Source organism: Amycolatopsis sp. NBRC 101858 (assembly GCF_030269325.1).
GTDB lineage: Bacteria > Actinomycetota > Actinomycetes > Mycobacteriales > Pseudonocardiaceae > Amycolatopsis > Amycolatopsis ponsaeliensis.
The window spans coordinates 847,935-868,063 of the sequence record NZ_BSTD01000003.1 but is presented as its reverse complement, the minus strand read 5'-3'; the positions used below and the strand labels follow the sequence as shown (position 1 = coordinate 868,063).

Below are 20,129 nucleotides of genomic sequence, written 5' to 3'. Positions count from 1 at the left end.
GGGACCGCACTCTTCGGGCCACACGAAGGGAGTTTCGATGCGCAAGTGGTGGCCGTTGCTCGCGGTCTGTGCGGGCTCGTTCCTGTTCCTGCTGGACACCACCGTCGTGACGGTGGCGCTGCCCCGGATCGGGGCCGAGCTGGGGGCGTCGGTCGGGCAGCTGCAGTGGGTGCCCGACGTCTACACGCTCGTCCTGGCGGTGCTGATGCTGGCGGCGGGTTCACTCGCGGACCGGTGGGGACGGCGGCGGGTGTTCCTCGCCGGGCTGGCGGTGTTCGGGACGGCGTCGCTGGCCTGCGGGTTTTCGCCCGACATCGGGATGCTGATCGCGGCGCGCGGGGTGCAGGCGGTCGGTGGCTCGGCGCTGGCGGTGACCGGGTTCGCGATCCTGGCCGCGGCTTACGAAGGGCGCTCGCGGGCGACCGCGATCAGCGTGTTCTTCGCGGTGAACGGGCTCGGCGCGGCCGCGGGTCCGGTGGTGGGCGGCGTGCTGACCGAGTACTTCGGCTGGGCGGCGATCTTCTTCGTCACCGTGCCGTTGGCGGTGGTGACGGGCGGGTTCGCGCTGGTGGCGGTGCGGCCGGACACTCCCGCGCGGCGCGGCCGGTTCGACGTCGCGGGTGCGGTGTGGTTCGCGGTCGGCGCGGCGAGCCTGGTGCACGGGCTGACCCTGGGCGGTTCCGGCCGGTGGACGTCGCCGGTCACGGTGGGGGCGCTGGTGGTTTCGGCGGTCGCGTTCGCCGTGTTCGGTCTCGTCGAGCGGCGCCCGGAACCGTTGCTGGACTTGCGGTTGTTCCGCGACGGCGGGTTCACGACGCTGGTGGCGTGCGCGGCGGCGTCGACGCTGACGTTCGCGGCGCTGGTCTACGTGTCCTTGTGGTTGCAGACGGATCGTGGGCTCGGCCCGGTGGCGGCCGGGCTCGAGCTGGCGCCGCTGGCCGTGGCGTCGTTCCTGACCTCGGTGCTCGCCGGGAAGGCCCTGCACCGGTTCCCGCCGCGGGTCCTGCTGGGTGCCGGCGTGCTGCTGGGTGCGGTGGGGTGCCTGCTGCAGCTGGGTCTCCCGGTGACCGCCGGGCTCGCGGTGACGGGGATCGGCGTGGGGATCGCGGGACCGGCGACGGGCGCGGCGATCGCGGCAGCGGCCCCGCCCGGACGCGCCGGGATGGCCGCGGGGATCCTCACGACGACCCGGCAGTTCGGGCAGACGCTGGGGGTCGCGGTGCTCGGGATCGCTTACCAGGACGGGGGTTTGGCACCCGTGTACGTGGTGGCCGCGGTGTGCGGCGGGGTGACGGGCCTGCTCGCGCTGGTTCCGCGCAAGCAGGCCGCCGTCCCGGTCTAGTCCTGCGGGACCCAGTTCGGCTTGCGCTTCTGGGCGAAGGCCAGGATGCCTTCCTGGCCTTCCTCGCTCGCGAAGAACTTCGCCGACAGCCCGATCATCTCCTCGAACCCCTCCGACGGCGTCGCCGGGCGGGGGCGGCTCAGCAGCGCCTTCGTCTCGGCCAGCGCCGTCGGGCCGCCCGCGGCCAGCGCCTTGACGAACCGCGCGACTTCGGCGTCGAGGTCCGAGGTCGCGGAGTTCAGCAGGCCGATCTCCACCGCCCGGCGCGCGTCGAACGTGTCACCCGTCAGGAACAGCTCGTGCGCCGCCCGGGGGTTGAGCCGCGGCAGGACCGTCAGCGAGATCACCGCCGGGACCACGCCGATGCGGACCTCGGAGAAGGCGAACGTCGCTTCCGGCACCGCCACCGCGATGTCGCACGCCGCCACCATGCCGATGCCGCCGGCGCGGGCGGGGCCGGCCAGGCGGGCGACCACCGGCTTCGGGCTGGTCCACAGCTGCTCGAGGATCTTCGGGAACTCGTTCACGCCCTGGTCGCCCGCACCGGCGCCGCGGGCCTCCTTGAGGTCCATCCCCGCGCAGAACACCGGGCCCGTGTGGGTCAGCACGATCACGCGGACGGCGTCGTCGGTGGCCGCCTTCGCCAGCGAGTCCGACAGTTCGCGGCGCAGCTGCGCCGACAGCGCGTTGCGGTTGTGCGGGGAGTCCAGGGTGATCGTGGCGGTGCCGCCCACCACGTCGTAGTGCACCAGTTCGTCAGCCATGACCGACACCTTTACACACTTGCCGCGCCGGCCCGGTGTTACGCCGGGCACAGCCAATCGGGGTCACCCTCGCGGGCTTCGACGACGGCCGCGTCCGGGGCCGGGAAGTGCTGCTTCAGCGTGAACGCCTCGGGCGTCGGCCCGTGGACGCGCAGGTGCTTGATCTTCTCTTCGGCGTCGGCGGGCGTGGGCCGGTACCCGGCGGGCACCCACCAGAGCGCGGTCATCACGTCCTTCACGCGGTGGAACCACTCGCGGCGGCGCTTGAGGATCGCGAGGTGCTCACCGGAGAACGTGAAGGCGGCGAGGGTGTCCACCGACGTCCAGACGGACATGTTGATCAGGAGGCCGGACGTGCCGCGCACGTCCCATTCGAAGGCGCGGATCGAGACCGCGTTGTCGTCCTCGGTCTGCAGGCGCCAGACGAAGCCGGGCGCGGCGTCGGCGAGGGCGTTGACGGGCTCGAGCGCGTCGACGAAACCCTTGAAGGACGGGTCGTCGATCGGTGCTTTCATCCGGGCGATGTTGACTTCTGCGAGTTCGTACCCCATGGAGCCACCCTACGGGCGGAACCCCGTCCGCAGGGTGGCTCGCGGTCAGCCGATGGTCGTCGTGGTGAAGACCGGGCTGGGGTTGGGGAAGCAGGCGGTCGGGGCGGTGATGTCCCCGATGATGGTGCCCGCCACGGCCTTGAAGGTCAGGCCGGGATCGCTGTAGCTGGTGCCGGACAGCTTCGTCTCGATGGTGCCCGACTGGCCGGCGGTCAGGTGCGCGGTGATGGTGGGGAGTTCGAAGGTGGCGCCGCCCGCGATCGGGCCCGGGAAGCTCAGGGTCGCGACGCCGTTCGCGACCGCGATGGTCGGCGCCGTCGAGCCGAGGCCGGAGCCGCCGGCCAGGTCCGCGCTCACGTAGGTGGAGTTCGCCGGGATCGGGAACTTCAGCGCGAACGTGTTGATGTTCTTGACGGTGTTCCCGCTGACCTCGCCGGGAACCTCGTTCGGCGCCGGGTCGATGACGACGTCGAAGGCGCCGCCGGGTGCGACGGTGGCGGGCGCGGTGACGTCGGCGTCCTGGTTGAGCGACACCTGCTGCGGCCCGATGATCGGAGCGTCGGCCTGACAGTCGAAGGCGATGGTGGTGGCCGCCGAAGCCGGGGCGGCGAGGGCGATCGGAAGAGCCGCGGCCGCGGTCAGGGCAGCCAGCCGGGAAAAGTGAAGCGCTTTCATCTGTATCCACCTACCTGCGGTTTTGGAGGGGAGGAGAGTTGCGCAGCGCTTAGATAGTTACCGGCAAGTTAAGTAGAGCGTCAAGGATTTACCGTTCCCAGGCACAGTGTGTGACCACAAATGTGAATAAGACTCGCCTTTTGGCGGTGGTGATGCTCGCGCGATCGCCCCGCGCTACCGAGAGTGGTTCAGCCCACGGGGAGACTGCACTGGCGCACGAGGCCGAACGTCAGGACGAACCGGTGGGCGCGCAGCAGCTCGGGCGCTGTCGTCGCGGCCGGGGGCCCGCTCGACCGCTCGAACGCCGGGTCGTAGACCGCGCGTTCGGTGAAGTCCTTCGCCCAGGGCGCGCTCGAGCGCTCCACCGAAGTCTCGCGCAGGTAGTCGGGGGAGCTGCAGCCCGTGGTCCCGGCGGCGGGCGGCGGGACGGTGTAGGAGATGGCGGGCACGGCCCCGGCGTCGACCGGGGTGCCTGCGCGACGACTGGTCTCGTAGTAGCCGAGCGCGGTCTGGAGGCGGCCGTCGTGGTCGGACCAGCCGAGCTTGCGCGCGGCGACGTCGGCGGCGCGGAGGAGGTCCGGCAGGTCGCCGTCGAACCCGGCTTGGCGGACGTAGTCCGTCTCGCACGTGATCGTCCCGGGTTCCGGCGCACCGAAGGAGGTGGCGTGGGACGGCTTCGCACACTTCACGGACGCGGGCTTCGGTCCACTGGCCGCCGGGGAGCTCCTGGCTCAGCTGCGCGAGCGGGGTCTCCGCCCACCGGTCGTCGATCTCGCGGTTCGCTCGCGCGGCCGCGGACTGCGCGGAGCATGGCACGGACCGCCGGTCAGGCGTACTGGCGGAGCAGCCCGCTCACCGCCGTGGCATACCGGCTGATGACGACGTCGGCGACGCGCGGGTCGTCGGCGAGCGGCGCCGCGACGAACGCCCGCGGGTCGGCCTCGCGCGCCAGCCGCTCGATGCGGTCCGGCAGCAGGCCCGGTGCGAGGAACCACGACGCCACGACCAGGTGCCGGACGCCTCGCTCGCGCAGCCGGGCGGCGGCCGCGGGGATGTCCGGCTGGGTCGCCGAAGCGAAGGCCTCGCTCACCGGAACACCGAGCCGTGACTCCCAGCGCGAAGCCAGCGAAGCGACCACCGCGTTCGCCGAGGCGTTGGACGAGCCGACCGCGCTGAGCAGCACGCCCGTCCCGCGCCGGCGCGGTGCGGCAGCCAGCCGGTCCAGGGCCACCGCCTCCAGTGCCGGGTCGGCGCCCAGGACGTCCGACACCTCGACGCGGAAGCCCGGGCACCCGGAAACGACCTGGTCGATCAGCGCCGGCAGGTCGACCCGGGCGTGGAACGCGCTGCCGAGCAGCAGCGGCACCACGACCGCGCTCCGGTGGCCGTCCGCGTACAACGACCGCAGCACGTCCGTCACGTTTGGAGCGGAAAGGTCCAGGAAGGACTCGTGCACCGAGAGCCCCGGCGCCTGGGCGCGCACGACGTCGACGAGCGCCCGCACGGTCGTGGCCGAGCGGGGATCACGACTGCCGTGCGCGACGGCGACCAGGGGTGGCGTCACGAGAAGCGCTCACCGACCAGGCCCGCGGCGAGGGTGTCGCCGTCCTTCGGGTCGATCACCAGGAACGCGCCGGTGCGGGGGCTGACGCCGTAGTCGTCGACGCCCAGCTCTTCGGCCAGCGTCAACGTGACCAGCCCGATGTCGTTGAGCTCCAACGAGGCCGGGGCGTCCACACTGGACAGCTTCTGCTCGTCGAACCGCGCGTGCAGCTCGCCGACCAGTGCCTGCACCGTCCGGGCGCCGTGCTTGACGAGCACGCGCGCGCCCGGCTTGAGCGGCTTCGACGAGAGCCAGCACAGCGTGCCGGTGATCTCGTCGGTGACCCGCGGCGGCGCGTCCGCCGCGGCGATCAGGTCACCGCGGGAGATGTCGATGTCGTCGGTGAGCAGCAGCGTCACCGACGTGCCGGCGCCGGCCTCCGCCAGCGGGCCGTCGGCGGTGTCGATGCGCTCGATGCGGCTGCGGATGCCTTGCGGCAGCACGACGATCTCGTCGCCCGGGCGGACCGTGCCCGCCGCGATCTGGCCCGCGTAACCGCGGTAGTCCGGGTACTCCGGCGTGCGCGGGCGGATCACGTACTGCACCGGGAAGCGCAGCGCCGAGTCGTGCGGGTCGGGCGCGACCGGCACGTCCTCGAGGTGCTCCAGCAGGCTGGGACCGGAGTACCACGGCGTGCGCGAAGACCGCGACGCGACGTTGTCGCCCTCCAGCGCCGAGACCGGGATCGCGAGCACCGAGCCCTGCGGGTACCCCAGCGTTTCGGCGTGCGAAGCGAACTCCTTGGCGATCACCGTGAACGTCGCCTCGTCGTAGCCGACCAGGTCGATCTTGTTCACCGCGAGCACCAGCTGCGGCACGCCGAGCAGGGCCAGCACGGCCGCGTGCCGCCGGGTCTGCTCGATGACGCCCTTGCGCGCGTCGACCAGCAGCACGGCCAGCTGCGCGGTGGACGCGCCGGTCACCGTGTTGCGCGTGTACTGCACGTGCCCGGGCGTGTCGGCCAGCACGAACGACCGCTTCGGCGTGGCGAAGTACCGGTAGGCGACGTCGATGGTGATGCCCTGCTCGCGTTCCGAGCGCAGGCCGTCGACGAGCAGCGACAGGTCCGGAGTGGACAGTCCCTTGTCGACGGACGCGCGCGTGACGGCGTCGAGCTGGTCGGCGAGCACCGACTTGGTGTCGTAGAGCAGCCGGCCGACCAAAGTGGACTTGCCGTCGTCGACGCTCCCGGCCGTGGCCAGGCGAAGCAGCGAGCTCATCAGAAGTACCCCTCACGCTTGCGGTCTTCCATGGCCGCCTCGGACATCCGGTCGTCGGCGCGGGTGGCGCCGCGTTCGGTGAGCCGGGACGCCGACACCTCGGCGATGACGTCTTCGACGGTGGTCGCGGTGGACTCGATCGCCCCGGTGCACGAGCCGTCGCCGACGGTCCGGTAGCGGACGGTCAGCTCGCGGACCTCTTCACCGGGCCGCGGGCCGCCCCACGGGCCTTCGGCCAGCAGCATCCCGTCGCGCAGGTACACCTCGCGCTGGTGCGCGTAGTAGATCGACGGCAGTTCGACCTTCTCGCGGGCGATGTAGTTCCAGACGTCGGCCTCGGTCCAGTTGGACAGCGGGAAGACGCGGACCTGCTCGCCCGGGCGGTGCCTGCCGTTGTAGAGGTTCCACAGCTCGGGCCGCTGCCGGCGCGGCTCCCACTGGCCGAAGGCGTTGCGGAGGCTGAAGATCCGCTCCTTCGCCCGGGCGCGCTCTTCGTCGCGGCGGCCGCCGCCGAACACGGCGTCGAACTTGTTCTCCGAGATGGTGTCGAGCAACGGCGTGGTCTGCAGCGGGTTGCGCATCCCGTCGGCGCGCTCCTCGAGCCGTCCGTCGTCGATCCAGTCCTGGACCTTCGCGACGACCAGCCGCAGGCCGTGCCGCTCGACGACGCGGTCGCGGAACTCGATGACCTCGTCGAAGTTGTGCCCGGTGTCCACGTGCAGCAGCGGGAACGGGACCGGCGCCGGCCAGAACGCCTTGATCGCCAGGTGCAGCAGCAGCGTCGAGTCCTTGCCGCCGGAGAAGAGGATCACCGGCCGGTCGAACTCACCCGCCACTTCGCGGAAGATGTGGATCGCTTCGGATTCGAGCGCGGCCAAGTTGTCCTGTGCCGCATCGGTGGCGGGCTCCAAGGTCGTCATGCGTCCCTTCCTCAGCCGTGCAGTCCGCACTCGGTCTTGCTCTGCCCCGCCCACCGGCCGCTGCGCGGGTCCTGGCCCGGCTCCACGCGCGCGGTGCACGGCGCGCAGCCGATCGAGAGGTAGCCGATCGACACCAGCGGGTTCTCCAGGATCCCGTGCTCGCGGATGTAGCCGTTGAACTCGTCGTCGGTCCAGGCCGCGATCGGGTTGATCTTCACCAGGCCGTTGCGGTCGTCCCAGGTGACGATCGGGGTGTTCGCGCGGGTCGGCGCGTCGACCCGGCGGACGCCGGTGATCCACGCCGAGTAGTTCGCCAGGGTCTTGCGCAGCGGCACGACCTTGCGCAGGTTGCAGCACAGCGTCGGGTCGCGGTCGTGCAGCTTCTCGCCGTACTCCGCGTCCTGCTCGGCGACGCTCTGCTCGGCCTGCGCGTTGACGATCTTGACGTTCGGGTAGACCGCCTGCACCGCGTCGCGCGTGCCGATCGTCTCGGGGAAGTGGTAGCCGGTCTCGAGGAAGAGGATGTCCACATCGGACTTCACCTTCGTGGTGAGGTCCACGAGCACGGCGTCCTGCATGTTGGACGCCACGATGAAGTCCTCGCCGAAGGTGTCGACGGTCCAGCGGATCGCCTCGTCGGCAGTGGCTTGCGCGAGTTCCTTCGAAGCGCGCTCGGCGAGGGTCTTGTAGTCGGCGGTGGCGGTCATCGGGAAACCTCCGGAAGGGACAGGCCGAGGAACTTGACCGAGAAAACCCGGCGGCAACCGGAACACAGCCAGCCGCCGTTCTCTTCCGGCCGCAGGTCTTCGTCGCCGCAGTACGGGCAGTAGTACGGCACCGCGCGCTCGGTGGAGGTCACTGCAGGGCGCTTTCCTCGGCGCGCCCGGCCCACTGCGCGAACCGCTCGCCGGATTCGCGCCCGGTGACGTAGTTGCGGACGACGCGCTCGACGTACCCGGTCAGCTCCGACGCGGTCACCTTGTGGCCGCGCAGCTTCCGGCCGAACCCGGCGTCGAGGCCGAGGCCGCCGCCGAGGTGCACCTGGAAGCCTTCGACCTGGTTGCCGTCGGCGTCGGTGACGATCTGGCCCTTGAGCCCGATGTCCGCGGTCTGGATCCGCGCGCAGGAGTTGGGGCAGCCGTTGAGGTGCACGCTGACCGGCGTGTCGAGACCGTCCTGGATGTCCGCGAGGGACTTCTCGAGGTCCGCGACGAGCTGCTGCGCGCGGGCCTTCGTCTCGACGATGGCGAGCTTGCAGAACTCCAGCCCGGTGCAGGCCATCACGCTGCGCCGCCACGGCGACGGCTTCGTCTCCAGCCCCAGCTCGGCCAGCTCCGCCTGGAGCGGGGCGACCTGCGCTTCCGGGACGTCCAGCACGACGAGCTTCTGCTGCGGGGTGAGCCGGACCCGGCCCGAGCCGGCCCGCTCGGCGGCCTTCGCGACGGCGACCAGCGTGCCGCCGGAGACGCGGCCGGCGATCGGCGCCGCGCCGACGTAGAACTTGCCGTCGACCTGCGGGTGCACGCCGACGTGGTCGATCGGGACGGCCGGGTCGGCCGGCGGCGGCCCGTCGATCAGCTCGCGCTTGAGGTACTCGTCCTGCAGCACCTGGCGGAACTTCTCCGCACCCCAGTCCTTGACCAGGAACTTGATCCGGGCCCGCGAGCGCAGCCGGCGGTAGCCGTAGTCGCGGAAGATCGAGATGACGCCTTCCCAGACGTCCGGCACCTCGTCGCGCGGCACCCAGGCGCCGAGGCGCTGCCCGAGCATCGGGTTGGTGGACAGGCCGCCGCCGACCCAGAGGTCGAAGCCGGGCCCGTGTTCCGGGTGGTCCACGCCGACGAAGGCGATGTCGTGGATCTCGTGGGCGACGTCGGGCTGGCCCGAGATCGCGGTCTTGAACTTGCGCGGCAGGTTCGCGTACTCCGGCTTGCCGATGTAGCGGCGCTTGATCTCCTCGATCGCCGGCGTGCCGTCGATGACCTCGTCCGCCGCGATGCCCGCGACCGGCGAGCCGAGGATGACGCGCGGGCTGTCGCCGCAGGCCTCCATCGTGGTCATCCCGGCGTTCTCGAGCTTCGCCCAGATCTTGGGCACGTCTTCGATCTCGATCCAGTGGTACTGGATGTTCTGCCGGTCGGTGATGTCGGCGGTGTCCCGCGCGTGCTCCTGCGAGATCTCGCCGAGCACGGTGAGCTGCCCGGTGCTCAGCACCCCGCCGTCGAGCCGGACCCGCAGCATGAAGTAGCGGTCGTCGAGCTCTTCGGGCTCCAGCGTCGCGGTGCGGCCGCCGTCGATGCCCGGCTTGCGCTGGGTGTAGAGGCCGAACCAGCGGAACCGGCCGCGCAGGTCACCCGGGTCGATCGCGTCGAACCCGCGGTGGGCGTAGATGTTCTCGATCCGCGCCCGCACGTTGAGCGGGTGGTCGTCCTTCTTCGACCGCTCGTTCGGGTTCAGCGGCTCGCGGTAACCGAGCGCCCACTGCCCTTCGCCGCGCTTCTGCTTGACGCGCGCGGGGCGGGCGGGGGTCTGGGGCGTGGCCATGGCGGCGTCCTCCGAGAGGCTTTCGTGGCGGCGGAGGAACCACCGGCTCGCGGGTGTCCTCCGGCGCCGGCTGTCCAGAATTCGTGGTGGCGACGGCAGTCAGCGAACGGGTACGCAGAGGGCGCTGGCGACCCGCAGGAGGTCGACGTGGCGGCGGGCCACGAGGAGAACACCGGCATGAGTCACGGCGTCAGCGTGCCACGCGTCCACAATGTGGTCCAGCGGTGCCCGGATGGTGGGAGAAGGGTCACTCGCCTGGGAGAATGCGGTCGACCAGCAGACCCACGACCTGCGCGTCCGAGTACCCGGCGAACGCCTCGGGCAATGTCAACCGCTCGACGGTGAGGCCGGTCAGGGCCAGATGGAGCAGCAGGACCTCGTCGCGCCCGCCGGGCAGGCCGGCGGCTTCGTGGAAGCCCACGCTGAGCTCGAAGCTCTCCCGCACGGTCGCGGTCAGTGCCGCCGCGAGCCCGGGCCGCCGGTTCGCCTCCAGGCGCAGTTCGAGCAGGGCGAGGTAGGAGCTGCGGCGGGTGGTCAGCCGGGTCATCAGGTCACCGAGCAGGGCGGCGACCCGGCCGGTCGACGGCTCTTCGGCCCGGGGATCGGCCATCACCTCTTCCGGCGCGGACAGCCGGACGTGCACGCGGTCCCCGGCCTCGGCCAGCAGCCGGTCGCGGTCGCGGAAGTAGTTCGACGTCGTCCCCGGCGGCACCCCTGCCTCGGTGTCCACCGCGCGGTAGGTGAGCCCGCGCGCGCCATCGCGGGCGAGGACCTCGATGGCCGCGTCCGTCAGGGCCGTCCGCCGTTCGGTGTTCTGCCGCACGGAAATCCTCCTTGCCCGATTCAAACCACTGCGGTTAGAGTACTACAGACATAGTGGTTTGAACGAGAGGAACTGGGGATGCAGGTCAAGGGTTTCGGGGCGGGCTACCTGGTCGACGACGTCGCCGCGACCACCCGCTTCTACCGGGACGTGGTCGGGCTGCCGGTCACGGTCGAGCTGGACTTGTTCGCCAGCATCAACGCCGGTGCACCGGGCTACGAGATCAGCTTCGTGCAGCGCGGGCACGAGTCGGTCCCGCCGGCTTACCGGTCGCGGGAGACGTCCGGGCTGATGTTCGGGCTCGTCGTCGAGGACGCCGCGGCCGAGGCGAAGCGGCTGGCGGAGGCCGGTGTGGAGCTCGTCACGCCGGTCGTCGACGAGGTGTACGGGCAGCGGCACTTCTACGTCGCGGATCCGAACGGCGTGCTGCTCGACGTCATCGAGATGATCGCCCCCGACCCGGACTGGGCGGCGGCGAACCTCCCGGCGTCGTAAGGGACAATCGCGGTGTGCCCGTGCTGCGTCCCGACCCCGCCACCCCGATCGACCCGGCGTTGCCCGACAGCGCGCTGAAGGGGCTCGGCAGCAGAACGTTCGGGGTCTACGTGCACGTGCCGTTCTGCGCGACGCGCTGCGGCTACTGCGACTTCAACACCTACACCGCCGGTGAGCTCGACTCGGGCTCGTCGCCGCAGTCCTGGCTCGAAGGGCTGCGGCGCGAGCTGGAGCTCGCCGCGAAGGTACTGGTCGTGCCGCCCGCCGCCGACACGGTGTTCGTCGGCGGCGGCACGCCGTCGCTGCTCGGCGCCGACGGTCTCGCCTCGGTCCTCGACGCCGTCCGCGACGTCTTCGGGCTCGCCCCGGGCGCCGAGGTCACGACGGAGTCGAACCCGGAGTCGACGTCGCCGGAGTTCTTCGCCGGGATCCGCGAAGCCGGCTACACGCGCGTCTCGCTCGGGATGCAGTCGGCCGCGCAGCACGTGCTGAAGATCCTCGACCGCGTGCACACCCCGGGCCGGCCGGGCAAGGCCGCTGCCGAAGCCCGTGCGGCCGGGTTCGAGCACGTGAACCTCGACGTGATCTACGGCACGCCCGGCGAGCGCCCCGACGACCTGCTCGCGACGCTCGACGCCGTGCTTTCCGCGGGCGTCGACCACGTGTCGGCGTACGCGCTGATCGTCGAGGAGGGCACGGCGCTGGCCCGCCGGGTGCGCCGCGGCGAGCTGCCCGCGCCGGACGACGACGTGCTGGCCGCGGACTACGAGATGATCGACGCGACGCTGTCGGCGGCGGGCCTGCGCTGGTACGAGGTGTCGAACTGGGCGGCTTCCGACGCCGCCCGCTGCCGCCACAACCTCGGCTACTGGCGTGGCGACGACTGGTGGGGCGCCGGGCCGGGCGCGCACAGCCACGTCGGCGGCGTGCGCTGGTGGAACGTCAAGCACCCGGCGCGCTACACCGCGCTGCTGGCCGCCGGCGACTCGCCCGCGGGCGGGCGCGAGGTGCTCACCGACGACGACCAGCACCTCGAGCGGATCATGCTCGAACTGCGCGTCGCCGAAGGACTTCCGCTCGACGTGCTGGACGAACCGGGGCTGGCGGAGGCCCGGGCGGCGGCGGCCGAGGGCCTGCTCGATGCGTCCGCTTTGGATTCCCGGGGCCGCGCGGTGCTCACCGATCGTGGCCGGTTGCTCGCCGACGGCGTCGTCCGGCGCCTCGCGGGCTGAACTCGCGGGCATAAAACTCCGGGGCCGGTCGTTGCTTGTATCGAGCAACGACTTTCGAGGAGGCCTCATGGCGCGCGCGATCAGGTTCGACGAGTACGGCGACGTGGACGTCCTCCGGATCGAGGACGTCGAACGGCCGGTGCCGGGACGGGGGCAGGTGCTCGTCGAGGTCCGCGCCGCCGGGATCAACCCCGGCGAGGCCGCCATCCGGCGGGGGTTCCTGCACGAGCGCTGGCCCGCGACGTTCCCGTCCGGGCAGGGCAGCGACTTCGCCGGCGTCGTCGCGGAACTCGGCGAGGGCGTCGAGGAGATCGCGGTCGGCGACGAGGTGATCGGCTTCGTGCACACGCGCTCCAGCCACGCGGACTACGTCGTGGCGGAGGCTTCGGACCTCACGCCGCGGCCGGACGGCATTTCGTGGGAGGCCGCGGGCGCGCTGTTCGTCGCCGGCACGACCGCCTACGCCGCGATGGCCGCGGTCTGCCCGCGCGAAGGTGACACGGTCGTCGTCTCGGGTGCGGCCGGGGGCGTCGGATCGCTGGCCGTCCAGCTCGCGAAGCTGGCCGGCGCCACGGTGATCGGCCTGGCCGGGGAAGCGAACCACGCGTGGCTGCGCGAGCTCGACGTCATCCCGGTGGCCTACGGCGACGGCGTCCTCGAGCGCATCAAGGAAGCCGCTCCGGACGGCGTGCACGCGTTCGTCGACACCTTCGGCTCCGGCTACGTGGAACTGGCCCTGCACCTGGGGATCCACCCGGGACGGATCGACACGATCATCGACTACGAGGCGGCCGCGAAGTACAACGTGAAGACCGAGGGCAACATGGCGGGAGCGTCGGCCGAGGTGCTGCGCGAGCTGAGCCTGCTGGTGGCCAAGGGACTGCTCGAGGTGCCGATCGCGCGTGTCTACCCGCTGGCCGAGGTGCACGACGCCTACCGCGAGCTGGAGCAGCGGCACACCCGCGGCAAGATCGTCCTGCGGCCCTAGTTCTTCGCCGCCACGACCTTCAGCCCGGCCAGGTAGACGTCGAGGGCGAACTCCAGGCGTTCGGCCGCGGTCTCGGCGTTGAAGAACTCGCCGATGTGCAGCATGTTCGGGAACGCCTCGGGGGGCAGTGACCGCATGTACGCCACCATCTGCTCGCCGCGTTTGGCCGTCTCGGCTTCGTCGATGTCGCCCCAGGTCCAGCCACTCGCTTCGTAGGCGTACGCCTTGGCGTAGAGCGCCAGGGCGTCGCCCGCGAACGTCGCCTGCCTGAGCGTCAGGCCGCCCGCGCGCAGCAGGGCGAGCATCGCCTCGCCCTGGCGCAGCGAGCTCGGCGTGACCGGCACGGCGATGTCCCACGCCACCCGCGCGATGCCGGGGTGGGCGACCATCACCCGGATCTGGCCGCGGACCAGGTCCTTCACCTGCTCGTCCCAGCGCGCCGGGTCCGGGTCCGGGATCGGCGCTTCGGCGAGCACGGCGTCGAGCATCAGCTCCGCCAGCTCGTCCTTGTTGGCCACGTGCGCGTAGAGCGACGCGGGTCCCGTTTCCAGCTCCTGGGCGACCCGCCGCATGGTGACCGCGTCGAGGCCTTCCTTCGCCAGGACCTCCAGCGCCGTCTTCACGATCAGCTCCTGGGAGAGCGCGGGTTTTGCGGCGCGGCGGCGCGGGGCGCTGCGCCACGGCGGTGGGGGAACGGTCACCCGAACACTGTACTTGACGCGAACGGCGTTCGTAAGTAGAACTGTGTTCGTCGAACGAACGACGTTCGCGAAAGGGGATCTCATGACCACCACGACCGCCGATGCCGGCGTCCGCGCCGTGCTCGGCCGCCTCACCGAGGCCTGGAACTCCGCCGATGCCGCCGCGTACGGCCGGCTCTTCACCGAGGACGCGGACTACGTGACGTTCTTCGGGCTGAACTTCCCGGGCCGGGAAGCGATCGAAAGCTCGCACCGCGCCCTGTTCGAGGGGCCGCTCAAGGGGTCCAAGCTGACCGGGCAGCTCGGCGCGACGGCGAAGGTGCGGTTCATCCGCCCGGACGTCGCCGTGGCCGTCGTCGGGGGCGGGTCCTCGGTCAGCGGCGCCGACACCACCGACGAAGGCCGCGAGTCGACGGTCAGCTTCGTGCTCGTCCAGGAGGACGGCGAGTGGCTGATCACGGCGTTCCAGAACACGCGCGTCTCGGATCCGCGCGGGTGAAAACGCTTGCGGAGGCGTCGGGGGTCGTCGCGCGCCCGCCCGCGGAGGTGTTCGAGGACGTGCGGCGCCGGGTGACCGGGGGTGGTCACCCGATGCGGACGGAGGTCGACGCCGAACGGGGGTTCCTCGCGGTGCAGGGCGGCTGGTGGTACCGCGGGGAGTACCGCGTCACGGCCGATCCGGCGGGTGCGCGCGTCGAGCACCGGGTGGTCAACGCGGCCACCTGGGGACGCTGGGGAGTCCCGTTGGCCAACCGGTTCTTCGTCGGGTTCCGCGCGAAGACCGCTGCCGCTTTTGCCCGGATGCTCGAAGAACTGGGGCGGCCGGATGGTCAGGAGCCGGATCCGGCGCGTACGGTTGCTTAGGTAAGCCTTAGTACCTGAGCGAGGAGTTGGCCGATGGCCGAAGCACCCCGGCGGTCCGGACGGCCCGCGGTGAAACTGCGCGTGCTGCGCACCGAGCGGCTGACCCCGCACATGATCCGGATCGTCGCGGGCGGCGAGGGCATCGCCGACTTCACGCCGAACGCGTTCACCGACGCGTACGTGAAGGTGCTGTTCAAGGTTCCGGGCGTCGAGTACCCGGAGCCGTTCGACGTCCAGGAGTGCCGGGCCACGCTGCCGCGGGAGCACTGGCCGCGGATGCGGTCCTACACGGTCCGGGCGTTCGACCCGCAGGCCGGCGAGCTGACCTTCGACTTCGTCCACCACGGCGACGAAGGCATCGCCGGCCCGTGGGCGGCCGCGGCCCAGCCGGGCGACGAGCTGCTGCTGTCCGGCCCCGGCGGTGCGTACGCGCCGGGCTCCGAAGCGGACTGGCACCTGCTGGCCGGCGACGAAAGCGCGTTGCCGGCCATCGCGGCGTCGCTCGAAGCGCTCCCGGCCGGCGTCGCGGCGCAGGTCGTGATCCTGGTCGAGAACGCCGAGGAGCAGCAGCCGCTGGCCACGAAGGCCGACGCGCAGATCACGTGGCTGCACCGCGCGTCCGGCGGCGATGTCGCCGCGGCGGTGCGGGAGCTGCCGTGGCGCGAGGGCGTCGTCCAGGCGTTCGTGCACGGCGAGGCGGGGTTCGTCCGCGAGCTGCGGCGGTACCTGCTCGACGAGCGCGGCGTGCGGCGTGAGCTGCTGTCGATCTCGGGGTACTGGCGCGTCGGCAAGGACGACGAAGCCTGGCGTGAAGAGAAAGCGGCCGAACGCGCTCGCGAGAAGTAATCTCGCGGGATGGCGAACCTCAAGGTGGACGTCGAGCCGGCCGAAGCCGGGTTCGACGCGGGCCGGCTTTCCCGGCTGGACACCCATTTCGACCGGTATGTCGAGGATGGACGGTTGCCGGGCTGGCTCGCGGTGGTGAGCAGGCACGGCCGGATCGTGCACGTCGGCAGCGGCGGGTACAGCGACGTCGAAGCGGGCACCCCGGTGGAGACCGACACGCTGTGGCGGATCTTCTCGATGACCAAGCCGATCACGTCGGTCGCGGCGATGATGCTCGTCGAGGACGGCCTGCTGGAGCTGGACGACCCGATCTCGCGGTGGCTGCCGGAGTTCGCGTCGCCGCGGGTGTTCGTCAAGGGATCGGCGCTTCGCCCGCTGACGGAGCCGGCGCGCTCGCCGATCCGGGTGTGGCACCTGCTGACCCACACGGCGGGCCTGACGTACGGCTTCCACCACGGCCACCCGGTGGACGCGATCTACCGGGCGGCGGGGTTCGAGTGGGGGACGCCGCCGGGTCTCGACCTGGCGGCGTGTTCGGAGCAGTGGGCGTCGCTGCCGCTGCTGTTCCAGCCGGGCGCGGAGTGGAACTACTCGATCGCGACGGACGTCCTGGGCCGGCTCGTCGAGGTGGTTTCGGGGCTTTCGCTGGACGAGTTCTTCGCGTCGCGGATCTTCACGCCGCTGGGCATGACGGACACGGGGTTCGTGGCGTCTTCTCCCGCTCGCTTGGCCGCGCTTTACGTGCCCGACCCTGCTTCCGGCCGGGCGACGCGCAATGAGGCGTTCGGCGCGCTCGGGAAGTCCCGCCCGGACTGCCTTTCCGGCGGCGGCGGGCTGGTGTCCTCGGCCTCGGATTATTGGCGGTTCACGGAGATGCTCCTGCGCGGCGGCGCTTTGGACGACATCCGGCTGCTGTCGCCGCGAACGGTGTCCCTGATGGCGAGCAACCACCTGCCGGGCCACGTGGACCTGGAGGAGTACGGAAGGCCGTTGTTCGCGGAGATGCCCTTCGACGGCCACGGGTTCGGTCTGGGGTTCTCGGTACTGGAGGACCCGGTGAAGGCGCGCACGTTGTCATCGGCGGGGGAGTTCGCGTGGGGCGGAGCGGCGTCGACGGCTTTCTGGGTGGATCCGGATGAGGACTTGACGGTGGGGTTTTACACGCAGCTGTTGCCATCGAGCACTTATCGGCTGCGGTCACAGCTGAGGCAGCTGGTTTACCAGGCACTGCTGGACTGAGCTTCTTCGGCGGCGACGGGTGGCGCGGTCAGGTATCTCGCCACCGTCCGCCGCAGGTGGTCGGCGTGGGCGTAGATCTCCTCGACGTTCGCGATCGGGATGCGGGTCTCGACCTTGTTCTCGTCGAAGACCCCGAGGTACTTCTTCGAGCGGTTGAACCACAGCCGCGCGATGGGCTTGCGGTTGTTGTCGTCGAGCAGGACACCGAAGTAGGTCTTGGTGTCCCGCGGGACGACCCGCGCCGCCGCCACTTCGCCGCAGACGATCGCCCGGACGACCCGGTAGCCTTCGATCTCCTCTTCGGTGGTGACGAGCTCACCGTTGCCGTCTTCGCGAGCCGGGCTTTCGGCGACCGCGGGGTCGGCCTGCGGCGTGACGCTCACGTACGAGTCCGGTGCCCCGAGCGCGTTCTTCAACCGGTCGTTGACTTGCTCGTTCAGGAACTGGCGGGTCGCCTTGGCCACCAGCGGGCCGAACTGCTCACGGATTCGCTGGGTGAACGGTCCTTCGTACACCCGCGTGGTCAGGAACTTCACCCACTCGTCCTCGGGTTCCTTGAACTGCGCCGCGAGGATGCGCTTCAGCTGTCCGATGTACTTCAGCTCACCTGCGGCGCTGATGACCGAGTCGAGGTCGAACGACTCCTTCGTGAGCTTGGCCAGTTCGGGCAGCAGGGTTTCGTCGATGTCGGCGAAGTCCAGCACGAGGAACGGCTTGGCGTCCATCCGGTTCGGCGCGTCGAGGTCGGTGTAGAACTCGTACACCTGACCATTCGTCAGGACGGCGATCCGGGCGTTCGTGACGGCGAAGTAGCGGAAGAGCTGGGAAGCGTGCTCGATCCGGAGCGGGTCGTTGATCTTCTTGGCTTCGACGAGCACCTGCACCTGACCGTCGTGCACGATCGCGTAGTCGATCTTCTCGCCCCGCTTGGTGCCCACGTCGGCGGTGAACTCGGGGATCACCTCGGCCGGGTTGAACACGTCGTAACCGAGGACAGTGCTGATGAACGGCATCACGAAGGCGTTCTTGGTCGCCTCTTCGGTCTCGATGCCGTCCTTGTGCTTGCGGATCTTCAGGGCGAGTGCTTGCGCGCGCTCCGCGATGTCCATGCCGGTGCCGTTCTGTTGCGGGAACGAGGTGCCCGGCCTGGATCGGTGGGGTCGCGCGGTCTGTTACGGATTCCGCTGAAAAAACGAGAAGCTCTGTCTCGCGGCGTCGGGCGGTGCTTCGGGGTGGTCGCGGAGCCGGACCTCCGCCTCCGCGACCCCCTCAGCGATCACCCGACGGCCCCGCGCGTAGTCCAGCAGCTCGGCCACCGGACGGTTGTCCGCCGAATACACCGCCGTGAAGCGCTCGAATCCGCGCTCCAGGGCCGCCAGCCCCAGCATGTGCAGCAAGGCCGAAGCCAATCCCACCCTGCGCCATGCCGGGGCCACCGCTATCGCCACTTCCGCCATCTTCCGGCCCGTTGCCTCGTAGCGGGCCACTGCCACCCCCGGCCCCTCCGAACACCGCGCCACCAGGGCGAACCGGCGCTCGTAGTCCAGGACCGTCAGCCGCTCCAGCAACTGGGGGGTCACGCGAGGCGCCGAACCGCAGAAGCGTCTGCGCAGCGTCTCCGGGTCCGCGGTGCGGATGGCTTCGCCCAGCTCCGGCGCGTCCTGCGGGGTCAGCGGCCGGACCCACACCCGGCGGCCGTCGCGGAGGAGGAGCGTGCGGTCGAATCCCGGGGGCGGCTGCGTCACCGGCCCACCCTAGCGGCCCTCCTGCCAGGTGTGAGTGGCTTCGCAGAAATCGAGTACGTTGCCAGTAAAGGGTTTCACTCGAACGGACCCCGGTCCGGAGCGCAGACCGCACCCCGGGCCGGCACTGAACCGGCGGCGAAGTAGCGGTCCAGCGACGCGTCCACGCACGCGCTCTTGCCGCGCGAACCGTGGCCGTACGTGTCGAGGCTCAGCAGACGCGCGTTGGCCAGCAGCTTTTCGGTCCGCTGGGCCCCGGCGTACGGCGTCTCCAGGTCGCCCTGGCGGTTGGCGAGGAGCAGGATCGGCGCCGTCGGCCGGTTCCACGGACCGGTGTAGCGGCCGGTGTCCGCGATGTCCCACGTCGCGCACGGCAGCGTCTTGTAGACGTCGTACGGCCCGAACCCACGGCCGACCTGGTCGGCGCGCGCGGCGTAGTCCCACCAGACGGCCGGATCACGTGGGTTCGCCGCGTCCGAACAGAGCGTCGCACCGCCGCCAAGCAGCGAGTCGACGTCCGGCGGGCCGCCCGCCGAGGCCGGAGCGCGTGACGCCGGATCCGCGAGCGCCTGCAGGTACGCCGCCAGCTGCGGTGCCGCCTGGGCGTCGGTCAGGTAGTTGTGGATCGTGGCGATCGCGCTCTGGTAGGTGACGGCGATCTGCTTCCCGGCCGTGTCGGTCACGGTGATCGGGCCGGCCGCGAGGCGGTCGAGAATGGCCGAGTAGTCGAAGGTGCAGCGCGCCGCGCAGGCGTCCAAAAAGGACTCAAGCGCGCGAGGCCCGTCTTCGTAGCCTTGCAGCCGGTAGCTCATCGGGCCGGAGCCGGTCGCCCAGCGCATCGGGTCGTCGACGGCGTCGAGGGCGAGCGAGCCGACGCGGCCGGGGAACAGGTTCGCGTACGTCTCGCCGAGGTAGGTGCCGTACGACTTCCCGTAGTACCGCAGCTTCGGCTCGCCGAACGCCGCCCGCAGGCGGTCGAGGTCGCGGGCGATCGTGCCGGTCGAGAGGTGGTTCGCCAGCGGGCCCGCGTTCTGTTCGCAGAGGTCGGTGACGGTCTTCGTGTCCGCGATCTGCCGCTGTTCGGCGTCACGGGTCAGCGGGAACGTGCCGAGCGCCCGCTGCAGCACCGCGAGCTGCGACGGATCGGTGAAGCAGTGGATCTTCGAGCTCGCGCCGACGCCGCGCGGGTCGAACCCGACGATGTCGTAGCGCGCGTGCAGGAAAGGCGTCAACGCGGGCGCGAACCGCCCGGACGACCCGGGCCCGCCGGGGTTGTAGAAGAGGGTGCCCAGCTTGTGGGCCTGGTCGGTGGCCGGGAGGAGCCCGACGGCGACGGTCACCGTCCCGGCGGAAGGATCCTGGTAGGACATCGGGACGTCGAGGTGGCCGCACCGGTACCCGGCGGCACACGAGTCTTCCCAGACGATTCCGGCGGGGCTCGCCGCGGCCGCGGGCGCACTCAAGGCGACCGCGCTCGCGACGGCCCCCAGAGCCAGCGCAACACGGAGTTTCGGAGAATTCATGGCCCCGATCGTCCCGGCACCGGGACCGGGGGCGCGCTGGTGCGCACCCCCGGAACC

At 71.1% G+C, this 20,129-nt stretch carries 24 protein-coding genes; 8 read left to right on the top strand and 16 right to left on the bottom strand.

What is annotated here, in order from left to right; genetic code table 11:
* Positions 1 to 37 precede the first annotated feature (37 nt).
* The gene (locus QSK39_RS27235; protein ID WP_285480656.1) at positions 38 to 1,342 is read left to right on the top strand and encodes an MFS transporter; all 1,305 of its coding nucleotides are present in this window, start codon (positions 38 to 40) and stop codon (positions 1,340 to 1,342) included.
* Here the strand turns inward: QSK39_RS27235 and QSK39_RS27230 are convergent.
* The 12 genes from QSK39_RS27230 to QSK39_RS27180 form a co-directional block, all read right to left on the bottom strand.
* Positions 1,339 to 2,106: an enoyl-CoA hydratase family protein gene (locus QSK39_RS27230; protein WP_285480655.1), complete on the bottom strand. Its 768-nt coding sequence runs from the start codon at positions 2,104 to 2,106 to the stop codon at positions 1,339 to 1,341. The two genes, QSK39_RS27235 and QSK39_RS27230, sit on opposite strands and share 4 nt — an antisense overlap.
* Positions 2,107 to 2,144: 38 nt before the next feature.
* The gene (locus QSK39_RS27225) at positions 2,145 to 2,657 is read right to left on the bottom strand and encodes a DUF3291 domain-containing protein (RefSeq protein ID WP_285480654.1); all 513 of its coding nucleotides are present in this window, start codon (positions 2,655 to 2,657) and stop codon (positions 2,145 to 2,147) included.
* 45 nt (positions 2,658 to 2,702) lie between these two features.
* The gene (locus tag QSK39_RS27220; protein WP_284742015.1) at positions 2,703 to 3,332 is read right to left on the bottom strand and encodes a cyclase; all 630 of its coding nucleotides are present in this window, start codon (positions 3,330 to 3,332) and stop codon (positions 2,703 to 2,705) included.
* Between the two features lie 188 nt (positions 3,333 to 3,520).
* Positions 3,521 to 4,021 (bottom strand): hypothetical protein, encoded by a 501-nt coding sequence (locus QSK39_RS27215; protein WP_285480653.1) that lies wholly within the window; start codon positions 4,019 to 4,021, stop codon positions 3,521 to 3,523.
* Positions 4,022 to 4,158: 137 nt separating this feature from the next.
* Positions 4,159 to 4,896, bottom strand: a complete 738-nt coding sequence (locus QSK39_RS27210; RefSeq protein ID WP_285480652.1) for a sirohydrochlorin chelatase — start codon at positions 4,894 to 4,896, stop codon at positions 4,159 to 4,161.
* Positions 4,893 to 6,155, bottom strand: a complete 1,263-nt coding sequence (locus QSK39_RS27205) for a sulfate adenylyltransferase subunit 1 (protein ID WP_285480651.1) — start codon at positions 6,153 to 6,155, stop codon at positions 4,893 to 4,895. The genes QSK39_RS27210 and QSK39_RS27205 overlap by 4 nt, the downstream gene beginning before the upstream one ends.
* Positions 6,155 to 7,075: a sulfate adenylyltransferase subunit CysD gene (cysD, locus tag QSK39_RS27200; RefSeq protein WP_285480650.1), complete on the bottom strand. Its 921-nt coding sequence runs from the start codon at positions 7,073 to 7,075 to the stop codon at positions 6,155 to 6,157. Before cysD ends, QSK39_RS27205 begins: the two co-directional genes overlap by 1 nt.
* A gap of 11 nt (positions 7,076 to 7,086) precedes the next feature.
* Complete coding sequence (locus QSK39_RS27195; protein WP_285480649.1) at positions 7,087 to 7,782, bottom strand: phosphoadenylyl-sulfate reductase; 696 nt, start codon at positions 7,780 to 7,782, stop codon at positions 7,087 to 7,089.
* Complete coding sequence (locus QSK39_RS27190; protein WP_285480648.1) at positions 7,779 to 7,934, bottom strand: eL43 family ribosomal protein; 156 nt, start codon at positions 7,932 to 7,934, stop codon at positions 7,779 to 7,781. Before QSK39_RS27190 ends, QSK39_RS27195 begins: the two co-directional genes overlap by 4 nt.
* Positions 7,931 to 9,619 (bottom strand): nitrite/sulfite reductase, encoded by a 1,689-nt coding sequence (locus QSK39_RS27185; protein ID WP_285480647.1) that lies wholly within the window; start codon positions 9,617 to 9,619, stop codon positions 7,931 to 7,933. Before QSK39_RS27185 ends, QSK39_RS27190 begins: the two co-directional genes overlap by 4 nt.
* Positions 9,620 to 9,718: 99 nt before the next feature.
* Positions 9,719 to 9,805, bottom strand: a complete 87-nt coding sequence (locus tag QSK39_RS53095) for a putative leader peptide (RefSeq protein ID WP_350310667.1) — start codon at positions 9,803 to 9,805, stop codon at positions 9,719 to 9,721.
* Between the two features lie 61 nt (positions 9,806 to 9,866).
* Complete coding sequence (locus QSK39_RS27180; protein ID WP_285480646.1) at positions 9,867 to 10,442, bottom strand: TetR/AcrR family transcriptional regulator; 576 nt, start codon at positions 10,440 to 10,442, stop codon at positions 9,867 to 9,869.
* 78 nt (positions 10,443 to 10,520) lie between these two features.
* On the opposite strand from QSK39_RS27180, the gene QSK39_RS27175 reads away from it, so the two are divergent.
* The 3 genes from QSK39_RS27175 to QSK39_RS27165 all read left to right on the top strand — a co-directional run bounded on the left by QSK39_RS27175 (position 10,521) and on the right by QSK39_RS27165 (position 13,157).
* A complete protein-coding gene (locus QSK39_RS27175) occupies positions 10,521 to 10,937 on the top strand; it encodes a VOC family protein (protein WP_285480645.1) in 417 nt (138 codons plus the stop codon).
* A 14-nt stretch (positions 10,938 to 10,951) separates the two neighbouring features.
* Positions 10,952 to 12,169 (top strand): radical SAM family heme chaperone HemW, encoded by a 1,218-nt coding sequence (gene hemW / locus QSK39_RS27170; RefSeq protein WP_285480644.1) that lies wholly within the window; start codon positions 10,952 to 10,954, stop codon positions 12,167 to 12,169.
* Positions 12,170 to 12,236: 67 nt separating this feature from the next.
* Positions 12,237 to 13,157 carry an NADP-dependent oxidoreductase gene (locus QSK39_RS27165; protein WP_285480643.1) on the top strand — a complete coding sequence of 307 codons (921 nt, stop codon included), beginning with the start codon at positions 12,237 to 12,239 and terminating at the stop codon, positions 13,155 to 13,157.
* Here the strand turns inward: QSK39_RS27165 and QSK39_RS27160 are convergent.
* Positions 13,154 to 13,858, bottom strand: coding sequence for a TetR/AcrR family transcriptional regulator (locus QSK39_RS27160; protein ID WP_285480642.1), 705 nt, complete (start codon positions 13,856 to 13,858; stop codon positions 13,154 to 13,156). The genes QSK39_RS27165 and QSK39_RS27160 overlap by 4 nt on opposite strands.
* A gap of 82 nt (positions 13,859 to 13,940) precedes the next feature.
* Here QSK39_RS27160 and QSK39_RS27155 point away from each other — a divergent pair, with 82 nt between their 5' ends.
* From QSK39_RS27155 to QSK39_RS27140, 4 genes are read left to right on the top strand one after another with little or no spacing between them, the layout of a single operon-like run.
* Positions 13,941 to 14,357, top strand: a complete 417-nt coding sequence (locus QSK39_RS27155) for an SgcJ/EcaC family oxidoreductase (protein WP_285480641.1) — start codon at positions 13,941 to 13,943, stop codon at positions 14,355 to 14,357.
* The gene (locus tag QSK39_RS27150; RefSeq protein WP_285480640.1) at positions 14,354 to 14,722 is read left to right on the top strand and encodes a hypothetical protein; all 369 of its coding nucleotides are present in this window, start codon (positions 14,354 to 14,356) and stop codon (positions 14,720 to 14,722) included. Before QSK39_RS27155 ends, QSK39_RS27150 begins: the two co-directional genes overlap by 4 nt.
* Positions 14,723 to 14,755: 33 nt before the next feature.
* Positions 14,756 to 15,568 (top strand): siderophore-interacting protein, encoded by an 813-nt coding sequence (locus QSK39_RS27145; RefSeq protein WP_285480639.1) that lies wholly within the window; start codon positions 14,756 to 14,758, stop codon positions 15,566 to 15,568.
* A gap of 9 nt (positions 15,569 to 15,577) precedes the next feature.
* Complete coding sequence (locus QSK39_RS27140; RefSeq protein WP_285480638.1) at positions 15,578 to 16,807, top strand: serine hydrolase domain-containing protein; 1,230 nt, start codon at positions 15,578 to 15,580, stop codon at positions 16,805 to 16,807.
* Here QSK39_RS27140 and QSK39_RS27135 read toward each other — a convergent pair.
* From QSK39_RS27135 to QSK39_RS27125, 3 genes are all read right to left on the bottom strand, one after another.
* On the bottom strand, positions 16,786 to 17,916 hold the full coding sequence (locus tag QSK39_RS27135; protein WP_285480637.1) for a type I restriction endonuclease: 1,131 nt from the start codon (positions 17,914 to 17,916) through the stop codon (positions 16,786 to 16,788). The genes QSK39_RS27140 and QSK39_RS27135 overlap by 22 nt on opposite strands.
* Before the next feature lie 63 nt (positions 17,917 to 17,979).
* Positions 17,980 to 18,552 (bottom strand): GNAT family N-acetyltransferase, encoded by a 573-nt coding sequence (locus tag QSK39_RS27130; protein ID WP_285480636.1) that lies wholly within the window; start codon positions 18,550 to 18,552, stop codon positions 17,980 to 17,982.
* 74 nt (positions 18,553 to 18,626) lie between these two features.
* Positions 18,627 to 20,072, bottom strand: coding sequence for an alpha/beta fold hydrolase (locus QSK39_RS27125; RefSeq protein WP_285480635.1), 1,446 nt, complete (start codon positions 20,070 to 20,072; stop codon positions 18,627 to 18,629).
* Positions 20,073 to 20,129 lie beyond the last annotated feature (57 nt).

Bases quoted from the DNA above. Each gene is read 5' to 3' on its own strand.
- cysD (WP_285480650.1), bottom strand. From the start codon at position 7,075: ATGACGACCTTGGAGCCCGCCACCGATGCGGCACAGGACAACTTGGCC.
- QSK39_RS27135 (WP_285480637.1), bottom strand. From the start codon at position 17,916: ATGGACATCGCGGAGCGCGCGCAAGCACTCGCCCTGAAGATCCGCAAG.
- QSK39_RS27220 (WP_284742015.1), bottom strand. From the start codon at position 3,332: ATGAAAGCGCTTCACTTTTCCCGGCTGGCTGCCCTGACCGCGGCCGCG.
- QSK39_RS27205 (WP_285480651.1), bottom strand. From the start codon at position 6,155: ATGAGCTCGCTGCTTCGCCTGGCCACGGCCGGGAGCGTCGACGACGGC.
- QSK39_RS27185 (WP_285480647.1), bottom strand. From the start codon at position 9,619: ATGGCCACGCCCCAGACCCCCGCCCGCCCCGCGCGCGTCAAGCAGAAG.
- QSK39_RS27195 (WP_285480649.1), bottom strand. From the start codon at position 7,782: ATGACCGCCACCGCCGACTACAAGACCCTCGCCGAGCGCGCTTCGAAG.
- QSK39_RS27140 (WP_285480638.1), top strand. From the start codon at position 15,578: ATGGCGAACCTCAAGGTGGACGTCGAGCCGGCCGAAGCCGGGTTCGAC.
- QSK39_RS27125 (WP_285480635.1), bottom strand. From the start codon at position 20,072: ATGAATTCTCCGAAACTCCGTGTTGCGCTGGCTCTGGGGGCCGTCGCG.
- QSK39_RS27235 (WP_285480656.1), top strand. From the start codon at position 38: ATGCGCAAGTGGTGGCCGTTGCTCGCGGTCTGTGCGGGCTCGTTCCTG.
- QSK39_RS27230 (WP_285480655.1), bottom strand. From the start codon at position 2,106: ATGGCTGACGAACTGGTGCACTACGACGTGGTGGGCGGCACCGCCACG.
- QSK39_RS27225 (WP_285480654.1), bottom strand. From the start codon at position 2,657: ATGGGGTACGAACTCGCAGAAGTCAACATCGCCCGGATGAAAGCACCG.
- QSK39_RS27145 (WP_285480639.1), top strand. From the start codon at position 14,756: ATGGCCGAAGCACCCCGGCGGTCCGGACGGCCCGCGGTGAAACTGCGC.
- QSK39_RS27155 (WP_285480641.1), top strand. From the start codon at position 13,941: ATGACCACCACGACCGCCGATGCCGGCGTCCGCGCCGTGCTCGGCCGC.
- QSK39_RS27165 (WP_285480643.1), top strand. From the start codon at position 12,237: ATGGCGCGCGCGATCAGGTTCGACGAGTACGGCGACGTGGACGTCCTC.
- QSK39_RS27175 (WP_285480645.1), top strand. From the start codon at position 10,521: ATGCAGGTCAAGGGTTTCGGGGCGGGCTACCTGGTCGACGACGTCGCC.